The following is a 16,555-nucleotide window of genomic DNA, read 5'->3' on the forward strand; positions in this document are numbered from 1 at the left end:
AATTGCGTAGATTTCCGGCATCACAGTAAAAGATGTAAGGAACCGGAAAATGAAGATTGTAGGGGCTGAAGTATTTGTCACCTGTCCAGGGCGTAACTTTGTCACACTGAAAATCACTACCGACGAGGGAATTGTCGGCCTGGGTGACGCCACCCTTAATGGCCGCGAGCTTTCCGTCGCGTCATACCTGAAAGATCATCTCTGCCCGCAGCTGATTGGCCGTGATGCCCACCGTATCGAAGATATCTGGCAGTTCTTCTATAAAGGCGCGTACTGGCGTCGCGGTCCGGTCACCATGTCGGCGATTTCCGCTATCGACATGGCGTTGTGGGACATCAAAGCCAAAGCCGCCAACATGCCGCTGTATCAGCTGCTGGGTGGCGCCTCCCGTGAAGGGGTGATGGTCTATTGCCACACCACCGGTCACACCATTGACGATGTGCTGGAAGATTACGCCCGCCATAAAGAGATGGGATTCAAGGCCATCCGCGTACAGTGCGGTGTGCCGGGAATGAAAACCACCTACGGCATGTCTAAAGGGAAAGGGCTGGCCTATGAGCCTGCCACCAAAGGCAACTGGCCGGAAGAGCAGCTCTGGTCAACGGAAAAGTACCTCGATTTTACGCCAAAACTGTTTGACGCCGTGCGTAACAAATTTGGTTTTAATGAACACCTGCTGCACGACATGCACCACCGCCTGACGCCGATCGAAGCCGCGCGTTTCGGTAAGAGCATTGAGCAGTACCGCATGTTCTGGATGGAAGACCCGACCCCGGCAGAGAACCAGGAGTGCTTCCGCCTGATCCGTCAGCACACCGTCACCCCGATTGCGGTGGGCGAGGTGTTCAACAGCATCTGGGATTGCAAACAGCTGATCGAAGAGCAGCTGATCGACTACATCCGCACCACCATCACCCACGCGGGCGGCATTACCGGAATGCGTCGGATCGCCGATTTCGCCTCTCTCTACCAGGTACGCACCGGCTCACACGGCCCGTCGGATCTGTCGCCAGTTTGCCACGCGGCTGCGCTGCACTTCGACCTGTGGGTACCAAACTTTGGTGTACAGGAGTACATGGGCTATTCCGAGCAGATGCTGGAGGTCTTCAACATCAACTGGACCTTTGAAGATGGCTACATGCATCCGGGCGATAAGCCGGGCCTGGGCATCGAGTTTGATGAAAAACTGGCGGCGAAATATCCCTACGATCCCGCTTACCTGCCTGTTGCACGTCTCGAAGACGGCACGCTGTGGAACTGGTAAAGGAGCAAAAAATGAAAAGTATCGTTATTCAACAACCGAATTCGCTGGTGATCGAAGAGCGTTCGCTACCCGCGCCTGCACCAGGCGAAGTGCGCGTCAAAGTGAAGCTGGCCGGGATCTGCGGTTCCGACAGCCATATCTATCGCGGCCACAACCCGTTCGCCAAATATCCCCGTGTGATCGGCCATGAGTTCTTTGGCGTCATTGATGCCGTCGGCGAGGGCGTCGACACCGCACGCCTCGGCCAGCGCGTCTCGGTTGACCCGGTGATCAGCTGCGGCCACTGCTACCCGTGCTCGGTCGGCAAACCGAACGTCTGCACCTCGCTGGTGGTGCTGGGCGTGCATCGCGACGGCGGCTTCAGCGAATACGCCGTGGTACCCGCAAAAAATGCCTGGATCATTCCGGATGCCGTCAGCGATGAACATGCGGTGATGGTTGAGCCATTCACCATCGCGGCCAACGTCACCGGCCACGCCAGCCCGACAGAGCAGGATGTGGCGCTCATTTACGGCGCCGGCCCGATGGGGCTGGTCACCGTCCAGGCGCTGAAGGGCGTCTACAAGGTGAAACAGGTCATTGTGGTCGATCGCATCGACGAGCGTCTGGCGATGGCCCAGCGCAGCGGGGCGGACTGGGTCATCAACAATGGCAATCAGTCTCTGCAGGCGGTGCTGGAAGAGAAGGGCGTCAAACCGACGCTGATTATTGATGCGGCCTGTCACCCTTCTATTTTGCAGGAAGCGGTCAATCTGGCTTCGCCGGGCGCACGCATTGTGCTCATGGGCTTCTCCAGCGAACCGAGCCAGGTTGCGCAGCAGGGGATCACCGGTAAAGAGCTTTCCATTTTCTCGTCACGTCTGAACGCCAATAAATTCCCGGTGGTCATCGACTGGCTGGAGAAAGGGCTTATCGACCCTGACAAACTGATTACTCATCGTTTTGAGTATCAAGACGTTAAAGACGCTATTGAACTGTTTGAGAAAGACCAGCGGCAGTGCTGCAAGGTATTACTGACGTTCTCTTAATAATAATACTGAATGCGGTTTAGCGGTACGCATCTTACCCTTTCGAGATAGCCAATATGACTCAACTACAACATGAAAGATCCACATCTGACCTGATAAAAGCCGCCGTATCCGGTTGGCTGGGTACCGCGTTAGAGTTCATGGACTTCCAGCTTTATTCGCTGGGCGCGGCATTAGTCTTTCACGAAATCTTCTTCCCGGAACAGTCGGCGGCGATGGCGCTGATTCTGGCGATGGGTACCTATGGGGCGGGCTATATTGCCCGTATCGTTGGCGCCTTTGTCTTCGGCAAAATGGGTGACCGCGTCGGACGCAAGAAGGTACTGTTTATCACCATCACCATGATGGGGATCTGCACCACCCTGATTGGTGTGCTGCCGACCTATGCACAAATTGGCATTTTCGCGCCGGTGCTGCTGGTGACGCTGCGTATTATCCAGGGGCTGGGCGCAGGGGCGGAGATCTCCGGTGCGGGCACGATGCTGGCGGAATATGCGCCGAAAGGGAAACGCGGCATCATCTCTTCACTGGTGGCGATGGGCACTAACTGCGGCACCCTGAGCGCCACGGCGATCTGGGCAGTGATGTTCTTTGCCCTCGACCGCGAACAGCTGCTGGCCTGGGGATGGCGTGTGCCGTTCCTGGCAAGCGTGGTGGTGATGATCTTTGCCATCTGGCTGCGTATGAACCTCAAGGAGAGCCCGGTATTTGAGCAGGTTAATACCGACGATGCGCCTGTTCAGGCTGCGGTTGAAGAAAATACCCTGGGTGGGATGCTGAAAAGCAAATCCTTCTGGCTGGCGACCGGTCTGCGCTTCGGCCAGGCGGGTAACTCCGGCCTGATCCAGACGTTCCTCGCCGGGTATCTGGTCCAGACGCTGCTGTTTGATAAGGCTATTCCGACCGACGCCCTGATGATCAGCTCTATTCTCGGCTTTATTACTATCCCGCTGTTGGGCTGGTTGTCCGATAAATATGGTCGTCGTCTGCCTTACATTCTGCTGAGCCTTTCCGCCATTATTCTGGCCTACCCGATGCTGTCGATTATTGTCGACAAGTCGTACAGCCCTGGCGTGATCATGACTTCGATTATTGTTATCCATAACTTCGCGGTGCTGGGACTGTTCGCCCTGGAAAACATCACCATGGCCGAGATGTTTGGTTCCCGTAACCGTTTCACCCGGATGGCAATTTCAAAAGAGGCGGGTGGTCTGATTGCGGTTGGTTTTGGTCCGGTACTGGCAGGGATTTTCTGCAACATGACCGGCTCCTGGTGGCCAATCGTGGCGATGGTGGTGGTTTACTCCTTCATCGGCCTGATCTCAGCCCTGCTGATGCCAGAGGTATGTGACCGCGATCTGAGCACGCTGGAAGATGCTGCAGACGATAAAGCTGCCGCGCTAAAGATTCACGGTAAACATCGCGCCATCTCGTAATGACTGATGACTCCTCTGTAAACGCAGGGGAGTCTTTTTTTATGCCTCTCGATAATCAACGCTAATAAATAAAAACTTCACAGAAGCATCGGGAATTAACTGGTTTTTTTTCAGGTAAGGAAACTGTATGTCTCGTGCAAAGAAAAACGTCACCATTCCGGTGAGTATTGGATATGGCCTGACCGATATTATGGGTGGCGGCGCGTTTACCGTAATTGGCGCATGGCTGTTATTTTTCTACACCACCTTTGTTGGCTTATCGCCGATTGAAGCGGCCTCGATCGTCGCCATTGCCCGTATTGTTGATGCGGTGGTCAGTTTATTTATGGGCAGCTTAACGGACCACTTTTATAAAAACTATTTTGGCAAGAAATTTGGCCGTCGGCGTTTTTTCCTGCTGATTGGCGCGCCGTTGATGCTGGTCTATGCCTTACTGTGGCTCGATGGCATGAGTTACGCCTTTTATCTGGCGGTCTATCTCGCCTTTGAGATCATCGCCGCAATGGTCCTTATCCCTTGGGAAACCTTGCCTTCCGAAATGACCAAAGAGTTTAATGGCCGCACCAAACTCTCAACCTGTCGGATGTTTATGTCGGCGTCCGGCACCTTTCTGGCGACCTTTATTCCTGGGCTGCTGATTGGCTATTTTGGCGAGCAGAACGCCAGCGCCTATCTGATCAATGGCGTGATTTTCGCCGTGCTGTTTATGTTCTGCGTCTTTATCTCATGGAAAGTAACATGGGAGCGGGAGCTCACCCCGCAGATGCAGGCGGAACTGGAAAAGTCAGCTATGCCTGGCAGCCTGTCTGACAAACTGCGCGCCATTATCGATCTGTTTAAATCCTACGCCTCGACGCTGAAAATCCGCGCCTTCAGAAAGCATCTGGCGATTTATCTCCTGTCGTTTACCGGCAAAGATGTCTATAACACCGTGTTCGTCTTCTTCTGCGTCTACTGCCTTAACGTCTCGTCATCGCTGGCGGGAAGTCTGCTGTCGATGAGTATCGTGGGCCTGCCGGTAACGCTTATTGCAGGGCTTGGGATCATCAAATATGGTCCGGCCCGGCTCTATGTCTTCGCCTATGCCCTGATGATGCTCTGTCTGGCTGGTTTCCTGGCGGTCTATCAGATCCCATCGCTGAATACCGTTGCCACGCTCTTCATCCTCGCCGGACTCTATCAGGTGGGCCGCTGTGTGCTGGAGTTCACCCCGTGGAACGTGTTCCCGTTCATTCCTGATATTGACGAAATGGTCAGCCGCCAGCGCCGGGAAGGGCTGTTCGCTGCCGTCATGACTTTCTCCCGTAAAACCACTGTGGCCATCGCCACCTTTGTGGTCGGCTTGCTGCTGCAAAGCGGCGGTTTCGTGAAGGGGAGCCAGGTTCAGCCGCCGGAAGCGATTCATACGATCGCCATGCTGATGTTTATCGGTACCGCCGGGCTGCTGATGCTGGCCCTCTGGCAGGCGCTGACGTTCCGTCTGAATAAACAGACTCACCAGATCTTCGTGGAAGAGGTCGAACGCCTTCGCGCCAACGGCGCCAAAACGGCGGTTGATCCTGATGTTCGACGTATCGTGGAAGATCTGACGGGCCATGACTATGACAGCCTCTGGATGGAAGCGACTCCAGCATCAGTGATGCCAAAAGAGAGAGCCACAACCGTGGGTTGAGTGGTTCACAACCTTGCGGTTTATAGCGAATTTTGTCACACAACTTTGTATTGGTGTCACACCAGATGGTGAAAAGTTAACGTAAATCAATATCGACGTATCAACAATCAGTATGGTTAACGGCAGAGAATTTTTTATGCCACCTACCATTCTAGTTGGGTTAGTAAGCCGGGTCAGGGAGTCAAGCCGGCCCGGATTCATCGCTTAATCACATTAACGAGTACTATCATGAATAATCCGTTATTACAGGCGCAAGCTACGATTCCTCACTACAACCGGGATAACCTGCAATCACGCATCGTGCACCTGGGGTTTGGTGCCTTCCACCGCGCGCATCAGGCGGTCTATAGCGATATCCTCGCCGCCGAACACGGCAGTGACTGGGGCTATTGCGAAGTCAATCTGATCGGCGGTGAGCAGCAGATAGCCGATCTGAAAGCCCAGGATAATCTCTACACCGTTGCTGAAATGTCCGCGGATGCATGGACAGCGCGGGTCGTTGGCGTGGTCAAAAAGGCGCTGCATGCGCAGGTGGATGGTCTTGAAGCGGTGCTGTCCGCCCTGTGTGAACCGCAGGTGGCGATCGTCTCATTAACCATCACCGAAAAAGGGTATTGCCACGCCCCGGCGACCGGGCAACTGATGCTGGATCATCCAATGATCGCCGCCGATCTACAGAATCCTCATCAGCCTGTTTCCGCTGTAGGCGTGGTGGTGGAAGCGCTGGCGCGACGTAAAAACGCCGGGCTGCCAGCCTTCACCGTGATGTCCTGCGACAATATGCCGGAGAACGGCCACGTCATGCGCAACGTTACCTGCGCCTATGCCCGCGCGGTCAACGCTGAGCTGGCGGAGTGGATTGAAGCCAACGTCACTTTCCCTTCAACCATGGTCGACCGTATTGTGCCTGCCGTGACTGCCGACACGCTGAACAAAATCGAAGAGATTACCGGCGTGCGCGATCCGGCGGGTGTGGCCTGTGAGCCGTTCCGCCAGTGGGTGATTGAAGACAACTTTGTTGCGGGTCGTCCGGCGTGGGAAAAAGCCGGAGCCGAGCTGGTGGCGGATGTTATTCCGTTTGAAGAGATGAAGCTGCGCATGCTGAACGGCAGCCACTCGTTCCTGGCGTATCTGGGGTATCTGGCAGGTTATCAACACATCAACGACTGTATGGAAGACGCGAACTACAAGCGCGCCGCCCATAGGCTGATGTTAAACGAGCAGGCGCCGACGCTGAAAGTGACTGGTGTGGATCTGGGGCGTTATGCCGATCTGCTGATCGACCGTTATAGTAACCCGGCGCTGCGCCACCGGACCTGGCAGATCGCGATGGATGGCAGTCAGAAGCTGCCGCAGCGTATGCTCGACTCCGTGCGCTGGCACCGTGTGCACCAGAAGCCATTCCCGCTACTGGCGCTGGGTATTGCGGGCTGGATGCGCTATGTCGGCGGTGTGGATGAGCGCGGCGAGGCCATCGAGGTATGCGATCCACTGCTGTCGGTGATCCAGTCGGCGGTAAACGGTAGCGCTGAAGGGGCATCCCGTGTGAAGGCGCTGATGGGTATCGAGGCGATCTTTGGTAAGGAACTGCCGCAGGATGCGACCTTTGTCGAGGCGGTAACCGCGGCGTATCAAATCTTGCTGGAGAAGGGGGCGAAAGCCGCGGTGGCCCACTATATCGCGGGTTAATTCTGCCGAATGCCGCCGCCATGGCGGCATTCATTTTGGCTACTCTTCGCTAAACCAGTCACTATTTTCCTGACGAATTAACTGCACTGACTCGCCAATTTCCTGCAGATGCAAGGTCATCGCTTTTTCTACCGCATCGGCGTCACGCTTTTCCAGGGCATGGAAAATATCCAGATGCTGGCGCAGCAGCATCTCTGGCGGCGATACGTGATTAAGGCTCATGTAACGCACCCGGTCCATGGTCGCCTTGATGTTCTCAATGGTATCCCACGCCAGCTGACAGCCAGCAATTTGCGCCAGCTTCTGATGAAATTCGTCGTCGAGCAGGAAGAAGTCATTCAGCTGTTTACGTTCAATGGCGATACGCTGCTGATGCAGATTCTGCTCCAGCTGATAGCACTGATGATCGTCGACCAGGCTTGCCGCGCGACGGACGACGGCGCACTCGATGGCCTGGCGGACAAAACAGCCGTTTTGCACCTGACTGAGGGAGATCTTATTGACGTAACTGCCGCGCTGGGGGCGGATCTGAATCAGGCCATTTTCCGCCAGCTTGATAAAGGCTTCGCGAACCGGCTGCCGGGAGACATCAAAACGCACCGACACCTCTTTTTCTGATAAAGGGGTTCCCGGCGGGATCAGACAATGCACGATGTCACTGCGCAAAATACGATAAATTTGCTGATTTACGGGTTGTGTCGGATTAAGTTGCGATTCAGCGGCCATTCGATGTGATTTCTCAGAGGGTTAACCCGGAAATACTACCATTCTTTTACCCGGTATCCCAGACCCGGCCCGCAGGCCGGGCGGGGAAAGATCATCCGCGATGGACGCTCAGGCCAGCAAAGCTCTGCGTCACCGGCATCATCTCAACGGTGTTGATGTTGACGTGCTTGGGCAGCGTGGCTACCCACCATACGGCTTCGGTGACATCATCCGGGGTCAGCGCAGTGGTGTTCTCATAAGTTTTGTCCGCTTTCGCATCATCGCCCTTAAAGCGAACATTGGAGAACTCCGTACCGCCCACCAGACCCGGCTCGATATCCGTTACGCGGATAGCGGTGCCGTGCAGATCGGTGCGCAGGTTCAGGCTGAACTGGCGTACAAAGGCTTTGGTCGCGCCATAGACGTTACCGCCGGCATAGGGCCAGCTACCGGCGGTCGAGCCGATATTGATCACATGACCGCGGTTGCGCTCCACCATGCCGGGCAGCACGGCGCGGGTCATATAGACCAGGCCTTTGTTGTTGGTGTCGATCATCGTTTCCCAGTCTTCCACACTGGCTTTGTGTGCGGGCTCAAGACCCAGCGCCAGCCCGGCGTTGTTGACCAGCACGTCGATGTCACGCCATTCTGCTGGCAGATTGGCAATCATCTCTTCAATGGATGCGCGGTTACGCACGTCCAGTTGGGCGGTCAGAATGCTGTCGCCAAGCTCCTCTTTCAGCTCCTGCAGACGCTCCTGACGGCGGCCTGTGGCAATCACTTTATGGCCGTTTGCGACGAAGCGACGCGTAATGCTTTCACCAAATCCAGCTGTCGCCCCGGTAACTAAAATAATCATGTCACTGTTCCTCAACGCTTTTTGTGTAGTACTACCATAGCATGTGATCTGACGCAGAGTAAGGCGACTTTTTAGCCCCTTCAGGTGACAGAGATTGCAGTGGCTGCCGGGCTGGCCTACTCTGGTGAAATTTACCGTATTCAGGAGTCTGATATGTCTGGCACCAACCCGTTTTTCACAAGCAGCACGCTGCCGTACCAGGCACCGCATTTTGATTTGATCCGCGACGAACATTATCGTCCGGCCTTTGACGAAGCCATTCGCCAGAAGCGCAAGGAGATCGCGGCGATAACTGGCTCCGCGGATGCGCCTGATTTTGCCAATACCGTCCTGGCGCTGGAGAAAAGCGGCGAGCTGCTGAGCCGGGTGAGCAACGTCTTCTTCGCCATGACCTCGGCGCACACCAATGATTACCTGCAGCAGCTGGAAGAGGCGATTTCCACCGAACTGGCGGCGCTTTCTAACGATATCTGGCTGAATGACGCGCTCTTCGCCCGGGTGGACGCCATCTACAATGACCGCCAGACGATGGCGCCGGATGCCGAGTCCCTGCGGCTGATTGAAGAGTTGCATCAGCGCTTTATTCTGGCTGGGGCCCGGCTGGGGGAGGCGGAAAAGCAGGCGCTGAAAGCGCTCAATACCGAATCCGCCGCGCTAACCAGCCAGTTTAATCAGCGCCTGCTGGCGGCAGACAAGGCGGGCGGGCTGGTGGTGGATTATCAGCATCAACTGGATGGCCTGAGCCCGGCGGAACAGGCCGCGGCTGCCGAGGCCGCAGCGGAGAAGGGACTCAGCGATCGCTGGCTCATTCCGCTGCTGAACACCACGCAACAGCCGGCCCTGCAACAGCTACGCGATCGTCATACAAGGGAAAACCTCTTCAACGCGGGCTGGCTGCGCACGCAAAAAAACGATGCCAACGATACCCGCGGGGTGGTCGCACGTCTGGTGGCGCTCCGGGCGCGTCAGGCTGAACTGCTGGGCTATGACAGCTACGCCAGCTGGAAAATTGCCGATCAGATGGCGAAAACCCCCGACGCTGCGCTGCAGTTTATGCGGGGTATCGTTCCTGCTGCGCGCGGTCGCGCCCTGCAGGAGCAGGCTGACATTCAGAAAGTGATCGATGAAGAGCAGGGCCATTTTCAGGTTCAGGCCTGGGACTGGGCCTTCTATGCTGAACGCGTGCGTCTGGCGAAGTACGCTCTGGATGAATCACAGGTTAAACCCTATTTTGCTCTCGACAGGGTGCTGACCGACGGCGTCTTCTGGGCGGCGACTCAGCTTTTCGGCATTACGTTTGCCGAGTGCAAGGATATCCCTGTCTACCACCCTGATGTGCGAGTCTGGGAGATTTTCGATCACCACGGAGAAGGGATGGCGCTCTTTTACGGTGACTTCTTCGCCCGCGACTCGAAAGGCGGTGGAGCGTGGATGGGTAACTTTATCGAGCAATCCCATGAAGCCGGGACGCGGCCGGTGATCTACAACGTCTGCAACTATCAAATACCGGCTGAAGGCCAGCCAGCGCTAATCTCGTGGGATGATGTGATCACCCTGTTCCACGAATTTGGCCATACTCTGCACGGCCTGTTTGCCAGCCAGCGTTACGCCACGCTCTCTGGCACCAACACGCCGCGGGATTTCGTGGAATTCCCGTCACAAATCAACGAGCACTGGGCCAGCCATCCCGAGGTCTTTGCCCATTATGCCCGCCATTACGAAACCGGGGAGCCGATGCCCGACGCGCTGCGCGAGAAAATGCTCAGTGCCACCCAGTTTAATAAAGGCTATGACATGACCGAGCTGCTCAGCGCCGCACTGCTGGACATGAACTGGCACGGAATAACCGCCAGCGAAGCCCCAGTAAACGTAGAGGCGTTCGAAGCCGCGGCGCTGGAACGCGAACAGCTGCATCTCCCTGCCGTACCACCGCGCTATCGCAGCAGCTACTTCGCCCATATCTTCGGTGGCGGTTACGCAGCAGGCTATTACGCCTATCTGTGGACCCAAATGCTGGCCGACGACGGCTATCAGTGGTTTGTGGAAGAAGGCGGGCTGACCCGCGAGAACGGCCAAAAATTCCGTGAGGCGATTTTGTCGCGCGGGAACAGCACTGATTTAGCTGAACTTTATCGTCAGTGGCGCGGGCACGATCCAAAGATTGAGCCGATGCTGGTGAACCGCGGATTGAGCGCGTAAGGGCATTTTCAGGCTGGCAACAGAACCGGGCGTGATGCCCGGTTTTTTGTCCACTTACACCCAGTCGTCGTTATGATTCGCGATAGCCCACGATATTGACCCGCTGGCGACTATTATACCAACGGTCAAATCATTACTTGTATCTGGCATCTGACGCAGGGCGATGATATTTGCGACAACGGTGAGGCAGAAGTAAACAGTGGTCCATTACCACCCCCGATATCAGCACTAAGAGCTAATTTCCAATTACCTGTTATCTATAACATCCCGCGCCACTGGCCTCGTCGCCAATGGACGGCGGTAAGTTGGAATTATCCGCGAGGTCAGGCCAACCACGTTAAGCCTCGGCATTTAGCCGGGGTTTTTTCGCATCTGATATCCCCATACCTGGGACTATAAGCGCATAGCGCAACGCAGAACCCATCGATTGGCAGACCAGAACCTGCCTTTTTTATTCCGGGTTCCGGGAATCACTATCACTGTGTCTCGTCGTTAATTCATGCCGAGAGCCCACCGCTCCAATACAGCGCCTTGACAACGTTTGGAGGTAAGAAATATGCCTATGCCATGGAAAGAACAACAGTAACTGCTTTCGATGCAGGTCGCGCTCGCAATGACAACGCTTGGAGCCATCGCCATTTACGCGAACGGGGTCATCAGGAGTGAAAAGTTCAACTGGGTAGTTCTAATGCTGCAGGTCATCGTTTCGATATTCTCCGGCGCGCTATTGGAATGCATTCCGCAAACAGCTTGGTCTGAAAGATTTTTCTCCTGCCAGTCAGGATGCAGTGGCTCTGCAGCAGATTAAAGAACGACGCGCGTTGGAGCTGATCGATAATGGCAGCATTCGCCAGGCCATTGACCGCTACAGCAACATTAAGGCTTCGTTGCCCGCCAGCACGAACACAAGATTGAAAACCTCCTGAAGAAAATCAAACAGGCTGGTGGTTTCGTTGCTGAGCTCAAGTCATGGGCTTTAGCTATAAAGCTGTCATCGCTGCGTTCCTACTAGCTATTGTCAGCGCCTCATCTGGTCTGCCAGTCACTATCACGATAAGTACCAGGCGGAACGGTCGCGGGATGATACTGCAGAGCAGAACGCCAGTACCGCTGAGACCATTACTACCAACGTTATTCAGGCCGTGAACATCATCAACGACATATCAAGGGCTAACTAAGATTCACAGAACCAGATCACACTGTATTCACAGGGATCCCAAGCAGATATCAAAGTGACTATTGCGAATGATGATTGCGCTCGTCAGCCTGTATCTCCTGCAGCTGCTAACCGGCTGCGGCAATTCGCGGATAGTTTACGTGAAAGTTCTGGTGGTGCCGCTCCCGGCAAGCCTGATAGCTGAGATGTCACAGCCAGTCATTCCCGATCCGCTGCCTTACGAAGATAGTCTGGATCTGAATGTCAGCCTGCTATCTTCGCTGGGGCAGTGCAATAGAGATAAGGCGAATATCCGTGCTATTGAGAATGAGAGGGTGAAATAATTAGAATATTTGCTTCTTGAGCAACCCAAGTAAAAACAGCAGCAAGAATGATCATTAGCTTAACTCGCGCAGGTGTTAGCTCAGAATCAAATTTATAATCAGCCCTTAGCGTTCCATCATCATTGTAAAATCGAGCTACATGATCTTTTAGCTCATTTGGTTTTCGCTTGCCGATACTGTGCGCATAGTTTTTTAGATTGTTTAATAAATCTTTGGTGATTAATTCAGCTCCCATATTATGGGCGGCTTTGTTCCTGGTTTTATTGAGTAACATAAACGCCTTAAATCCACTCTTATTCAGGCCTAGCTTTAATGCTAGCTGAGCTTTGGATGCATAGTTCATTTGAAGAGCAATGCCATCAGGTGGAGACTCGGCAAATAAATCACTGATGTTTAAAGATGACGAAATAAAAGCCTCAAGATAGGTTTCTGATATCAAGTGAAGTCGAAGGAAACAACCAAGATCATCTTCAGACTCTGATGTAGAGATCATGGCTTGCACAACAGTATCGCTGTCAAATATGTCTCGAAATACAGTCGGGTTCATTTTAACTCCCCATTTTCAACTTAATGAATGTTACGTGCATTATGTGTCTTAATGGGACACTGGTACAACCAACGAAGCGTGATAAGACTTCAAAATGCTTTAAGAGGAAATCATGCTAGACGATGACGAGCGCAGGCCATATCCGCCGGTTTACTTCATCAGCGCCGAGAATTGGCAACCTTACACCATAATGATACCCGCCAACGAAGTTCATGAGCGGGTAAACCGCCAAAACCTCAGCGATGCCGGCAGCATCCACAACCTAGAACATTCGCATCTGATTGATGCTGATTTCTGCTTCATGGGGGCATCAGACTCGTTCGCGAAGAAAAGGCACTATGTGCTCGCCCTGGCTGAATAGGTAATGCTGCGTGCTGGAGGATGGCAAAAGGCCCGGATGGAAGAGCAGATGCATGAATGGTTCGGGCGAATCCCGAAGTACATCATCACGCTGGCTGCTGATTACTGCTCCCGGTGCTGTGATCTCGAATTCTGCGAGCTGGTAGAACATGAGCTTTACCACATCACCCAAGCTAACGATGATTTCGGCGCGCCAAAAACCCCGGTATGATGCCAGCAAAGAAGAGCAGGAGCTGGTGGGCGCTATTAATGCACCAGTGGAAGTGGTTCACCTCGATATCGTCAGATCATTCGGAACGTGCATGCTGAAAATGGCTTAACTTTATGACTGATTCTGACAGGAAGGTTATTTATGGCGGCACTGAAAATTGAGGTCAAAGTCTTCATCGTTCAGTCTCTTGCTTGCTTTGATAACCCATCTCAATTGGTTGAGTCGGTCAAAAAGGAATTTGGCCTGGCGATGCCACGTCAGCAGGTCAAATCTCCCGATCCGACTAAAGCAAACGTCAAAAGACTGGCGCAAAATGGGTGTACATGTTCAACGCCAACCGCGAATGATCCCAGAGGGAAATCTGAGATATCCTGATCGCCAAAAAGGCGTACCGGCTGCGCGTGCTAAGGGAATTAAAGCATCTTTTTAACTGTGGATATTATTGAGCAGGCCGCCAAAGAGTGCGTCGACGCTTACACCAACAGGCAGAAGTTCGAGCATTCCTGCCCCAATGGTGGTGCCATCGCAAGGACGAATATAAGTCAGCACGGCAAGAAATGATTGAGGATGACGACTGCTGAGCAAAAGACATTTGCCCGCAGAGTAGAATATGAAGAGGAAGATCTGTATTACGCGAGCTACTTATTCTTGTAGCGCACCGGCGGCAAGATGATTGTCACGCCTTATCACAAGGTAATTTAGCAAACGCTGGACCGCGTTATTGATGGCGATATTACGCGCCAGATCATCAACGTTTCGCCTGGCTACACGAAATGGAGCTGGCGACTATCAATATGATGGGACAAGAGGTGGCGCTTAGTTCCTCGCAGCAAGGTTTACCCGACGCGCTCGGCAAAGCAGGTCGGGATATCGAAGAGCGGTATCTTGGCACTAAGCGCCCGATCAAGGCCCTGTTCGACCTGCGCCTGACCGGGCAGGAACGGGAGGTTAACAGCCACACATGGCACTTGCTGTGTCACATCAACGGCGGAGATCCGAGGCTCTAACTGGTCAACGGCGGGAAGTTCATCTACGACATGACACCGCAGGAACTGGCGGAGCTGACCTAAGATATTGAGGGCGAGGCTGCTGAATAAGTGAATGTTCTTGGTCGGATGATTTTATTCATCAATAACACAGACGCTGATGATATTCCGGTATAAGAAGCGGTAAGCACCTGATCATTTTAGAAAGATGATCAGGCGGTCTTCTGTTATGAGGTTTAGTATTGCTTTACAAGCGAAGATCTAAAGTTAGATTGTTTTTTTTCTTTATTAAATTTTTAAGTTGTTTTTTTGATGGCTGATTTTTTAATCTATGAAGCATGGCATGACAGTTAGGACATACAGTAATCAAATCTTTCTCAGGATCCACGCTATATTCTTCATTTATTTCATGCAGCGGTTTCAAGTGATGTACATGTATGAAGCCAACGCCTATTTCGCCATAAGTCTCTTCAAAGTTCATATCGCAGACAGAACAATTTAATCCGTGGATTTCAATTGCTTTATTCCTTGCGTCTCGGTCACGTTCATATGAGTTTACGATTACTTGTTTTTTCGCACCTTCAATATATTCTGAGCTATTAAGTATTTCTTCTGGATAATAAAAGTCGTCTATATTACTATTAATAAATACAAGGTAACGTCTTAAGGCTGTGCCACAGTTACTTACGTAACTATCCGCATAATAACCTCCTGATAATCTATTGATGATATTAATGACGTCCTCATTAGAGGAGATTGTTATTCTGTTTATATTTATATTGAGATAGCTTGATACAGACAGTAAATAACGTCTATAACTGTTAGCGCTTTGGCGTTGCAGACCAGTAGATACCAAGAAATCTATATAATCAAATTCACGATCAACCATAATGCCCTTAAGATGTTTTGCTATTTTGATTAAAAAATGTTACTTCTTCCGTGCAAATTTCATGCTTACCTGAAGATACATTGATTGTACCGTTACTACTGTACAAAATGAAGACAATGTGTAGCGTTTGTTACCCGTACATAGCGCCCATTGTTATAAAAAGCGGTACGCACCTTAGGCCTTACAACGGATCGGTAGTGATATTGCCAGGATGGATGTGTCGGTAAAGCGGCAGACATATTTTCTGAAGGGAGCTGCGCAAAGATTTCGTATTGTGCCGTATTAAGCCTCTTTTAGCTATTAATTGTACGCCATACAAGCATTTTTAGTGGGTGATGTGGCATTCTTGAGCGAGATTGTTCCCCAAAATGATATGCAACCTACTGAATAGCATGGTGCTGTATTAGTATTTAAAATGATGAAATCAGCACTTCGGTTGCAATCTAAATTTTTGTTATGAATAATAAAAATGCCATTTAGATAGTATTCTTCGTCCATATCTTCGGTGGCGGCTACGCAGCCAGCTATTACGCCTATCTATGGACGCAAGTGCTGGCCGACTACAGCTATTAATGGTTCGAGAAAGAGGGCGGATTAACCCGCAAAAACGGGCAAAAATTCCGCGAGGTGATTTTGTACCGCGGAAACAGCACTGATTTAGCTGAACTTTATCGTTAGTGGCGTGGGCACGATCCGCAGATTGAACCGATGCTGGTGAATCGCGGCTTGAGTGCGGAAGGGCTTTTTCAGACTGAAAACAGAACCGGGCGCAATGCCCAGTTTTTTCACCTGAAAGATGCATCTGCCAGCTCAGTTGAACCTCTTGTTTATCCTCCCGCCTCGCTCGATATAACCATAAGCATGCCTTATATTTTAAAGGTGGCGATTTGCCGCATATGCCAACAGGAGTTCAAAATGAAATCCAACGAGCAAGGTTCGAACAAAGATCAGTCTAAGCAGTCACAAAAGAACCCCAAAGACGACCAATCCAAACAGAAACCGGGTAAAGCCAGGTAGACTCTCATAACTAAGTTTGACGGAGGTTTTATGACTGATCGTCCAGATTACGTTGATCCTCTTCCTGATGATGAAACGCTTCCTGATGATGACATTCCTGACACACCTGATGTGAATGACCCGCTGGTCGAGGATGACCCTGATATCACCAGGAGACCGCTATAAAAATTTAATAACCGCCTTCGGGCGGTTT

General features: G+C 52.4%; 13 protein-coding genes and 7 pseudogenes. 16 read left to right on the top strand and 4 right to left on the bottom strand.

Going from position 1 to position 16,555, the window contains the following annotated elements:
* Window positions 1-49: 49 nt before the first annotated feature.
* From rspA to GNG26_RS10685, 5 genes are all read left to right on the top strand, one after another.
* Window positions 50-1,264 carry a starvation-sensing protein RspA gene (gene rspA, locus GNG26_RS10665; RefSeq protein ID WP_103824472.1) on the top strand — a complete coding sequence of 405 codons (1,215 nt, stop codon included), beginning with the start codon at window positions 50-52 and terminating at the stop codon, window positions 1,262-1,264.
* 11 nt (window positions 1,265-1,275) lie between these two features.
* The gene (locus GNG26_RS10670; protein WP_156238652.1) at window positions 1,276-2,292 is read left to right on the top strand and encodes a Zn-dependent oxidoreductase; all 1,017 of its coding nucleotides are present in this window, start codon (window positions 1,276-1,278) and stop codon (window positions 2,290-2,292) included.
* Window positions 2,293-2,348: 56 nt separating this feature from the next.
* A complete protein-coding gene (locus GNG26_RS10675; protein WP_103824470.1) occupies window positions 2,349-3,728 on the top strand; it encodes an MFS transporter in 1,380 nt (459 codons plus the stop codon).
* A gap of 127 nt (window positions 3,729-3,855) precedes the next feature.
* Window positions 3,856-5,400: an MFS transporter gene (locus GNG26_RS10680; RefSeq protein ID WP_156238653.1), complete on the top strand. Its 1,545-nt coding sequence runs from the start codon at window positions 3,856-3,858 to the stop codon at window positions 5,398-5,400.
* 228 nt (window positions 5,401-5,628) lie between these two features.
* Window positions 5,629-7,089 (top strand): mannitol dehydrogenase family protein, encoded by a 1,461-nt coding sequence (locus GNG26_RS10685; protein WP_156238654.1) that lies wholly within the window; start codon window positions 5,629-5,631, stop codon window positions 7,087-7,089.
* A gap of 39 nt (window positions 7,090-7,128) precedes the next feature.
* Here GNG26_RS10685 and GNG26_RS10690 read toward each other — a convergent pair whose 3' ends face one another.
* Together GNG26_RS10690 and ydfG are read right to left on the bottom strand one after the other, a co-directional pair.
* Window positions 7,129-7,815, bottom strand: a complete 687-nt coding sequence (locus tag GNG26_RS10690; protein ID WP_103824467.1) for a GntR family transcriptional regulator — start codon at window positions 7,813-7,815, stop codon at window positions 7,129-7,131.
* Between the two features lie 91 nt (window positions 7,816-7,906).
* Window positions 7,907-8,653 (bottom strand): bifunctional NADP-dependent 3-hydroxy acid dehydrogenase/3-hydroxypropionate dehydrogenase YdfG, encoded by a 747-nt coding sequence (gene ydfG, locus GNG26_RS10695; RefSeq protein WP_114315029.1) that lies wholly within the window; start codon window positions 8,651-8,653, stop codon window positions 7,907-7,909.
* Between the two features lie 153 nt (window positions 8,654-8,806).
* Here ydfG and dcp point away from each other — a divergent pair, with 153 nt between their 5' ends.
* The 4 genes and pseudogenes from dcp to GNG26_RS10710 all read left to right on the top strand — a co-directional run bounded on the left by dcp (window position 8,807) and on the right by GNG26_RS10710 (window position 12,352).
* Complete coding sequence (gene dcp / locus GNG26_RS10700) at window positions 8,807-10,852, top strand: peptidyl-dipeptidase Dcp (protein WP_156238655.1); 2,046 nt, start codon at window positions 8,807-8,809, stop codon at window positions 10,850-10,852.
* 719 nt (window positions 10,853-11,571) lie between these two features.
* Window positions 11,572-11,864: pseudogene (locus GNG26_RS10705) on the top strand (glycoside hydrolase family protein); the annotation flags it as partial.
* A pseudogene (locus GNG26_RS22680) lies at window positions 11,822-12,213 on the top strand (DUF2570 domain-containing protein). The pseudogenes GNG26_RS10705 and GNG26_RS22680, both read left to right, overlap by 43 nt.
* Window positions 12,098-12,352, top strand: coding sequence for a peptidase (locus tag GNG26_RS10710; protein WP_156238656.1), 255 nt, complete (start codon window positions 12,098-12,100; stop codon window positions 12,350-12,352). The pseudogene GNG26_RS22680 and the gene GNG26_RS10710 overlap by 116 nt, the downstream one beginning before the upstream one ends.
* Here the strand turns inward: GNG26_RS10710 and GNG26_RS10715 are convergent.
* Window positions 12,327-12,899 (bottom strand): hypothetical protein, encoded by a 573-nt coding sequence (locus GNG26_RS10715; RefSeq protein WP_156238657.1) that lies wholly within the window; start codon window positions 12,897-12,899, stop codon window positions 12,327-12,329. The genes GNG26_RS10710 and GNG26_RS10715 overlap by 26 nt on opposite strands.
* 112 nt (window positions 12,900-13,011) lie before the next feature.
* Here GNG26_RS10715 and GNG26_RS10720 point away from each other — a divergent pair.
* The 4 pseudogenes from GNG26_RS10720 to GNG26_RS22510 all read left to right on the top strand — a co-directional run.
* Window positions 13,012-13,579, top strand: a pseudogene (locus GNG26_RS10720) (putative metallopeptidase).
* A gap of 32 nt (window positions 13,580-13,611) precedes the next feature.
* Window positions 13,612-14,051, top strand: a pseudogene (locus tag GNG26_RS10725) (DUF2280 domain-containing protein).
* A pseudogene (locus GNG26_RS22825) lies at window positions 14,038-14,291 on the top strand (DNA-packaging protein); the annotation flags it as partial. The pseudogenes GNG26_RS10725 and GNG26_RS22825, both read left to right, overlap by 14 nt.
* Window positions 14,280-14,474 (top strand): annotated as a pseudogene (locus GNG26_RS22510) (hypothetical protein); the annotation flags it as partial. The pseudogenes GNG26_RS22825 and GNG26_RS22510, both read left to right, overlap by 12 nt.
* A gap of 229 nt (window positions 14,475-14,703) precedes the next feature.
* Here the strand turns inward: GNG26_RS22510 and GNG26_RS10735 are convergent.
* A complete protein-coding gene (locus GNG26_RS10735) occupies window positions 14,704-15,345 on the bottom strand; it encodes an HNH endonuclease (protein ID WP_156238658.1) in 642 nt (213 codons plus the stop codon).
* A gap of 486 nt (window positions 15,346-15,831) precedes the next feature.
* On the opposite strand from GNG26_RS10735, the pseudogene GNG26_RS10740 reads away from it, so the two are divergent.
* The 3 genes and pseudogenes from GNG26_RS10740 to GNG26_RS22685 form a co-directional block, all read left to right on the top strand.
* Window positions 15,832-16,023: pseudogene (locus GNG26_RS10740) on the top strand (M3 family metallopeptidase); the annotation flags it as partial.
* Between the two features lie 30 nt (window positions 16,024-16,053).
* Window positions 16,054-16,362, top strand: a complete 309-nt coding sequence (locus GNG26_RS10745) for a hypothetical protein (RefSeq protein WP_156238659.1) — start codon at window positions 16,054-16,056, stop codon at window positions 16,360-16,362.
* 30 nt (window positions 16,363-16,392) lie between these two features.
* The gene (locus GNG26_RS22685) at window positions 16,393-16,527 is read left to right on the top strand and encodes a hypothetical protein (RefSeq protein ID WP_231604280.1); all 135 of its coding nucleotides are present in this window, start codon (window positions 16,393-16,395) and stop codon (window positions 16,525-16,527) included.
* Window positions 16,528-16,555: the final 28 nt, after the last annotated feature.

This window comes from Leclercia sp. J807 (assembly GCF_009734465.1).
Lineage (GTDB): Bacteria > Pseudomonadota > Gammaproteobacteria > Enterobacterales > Enterobacteriaceae > Enterobacter.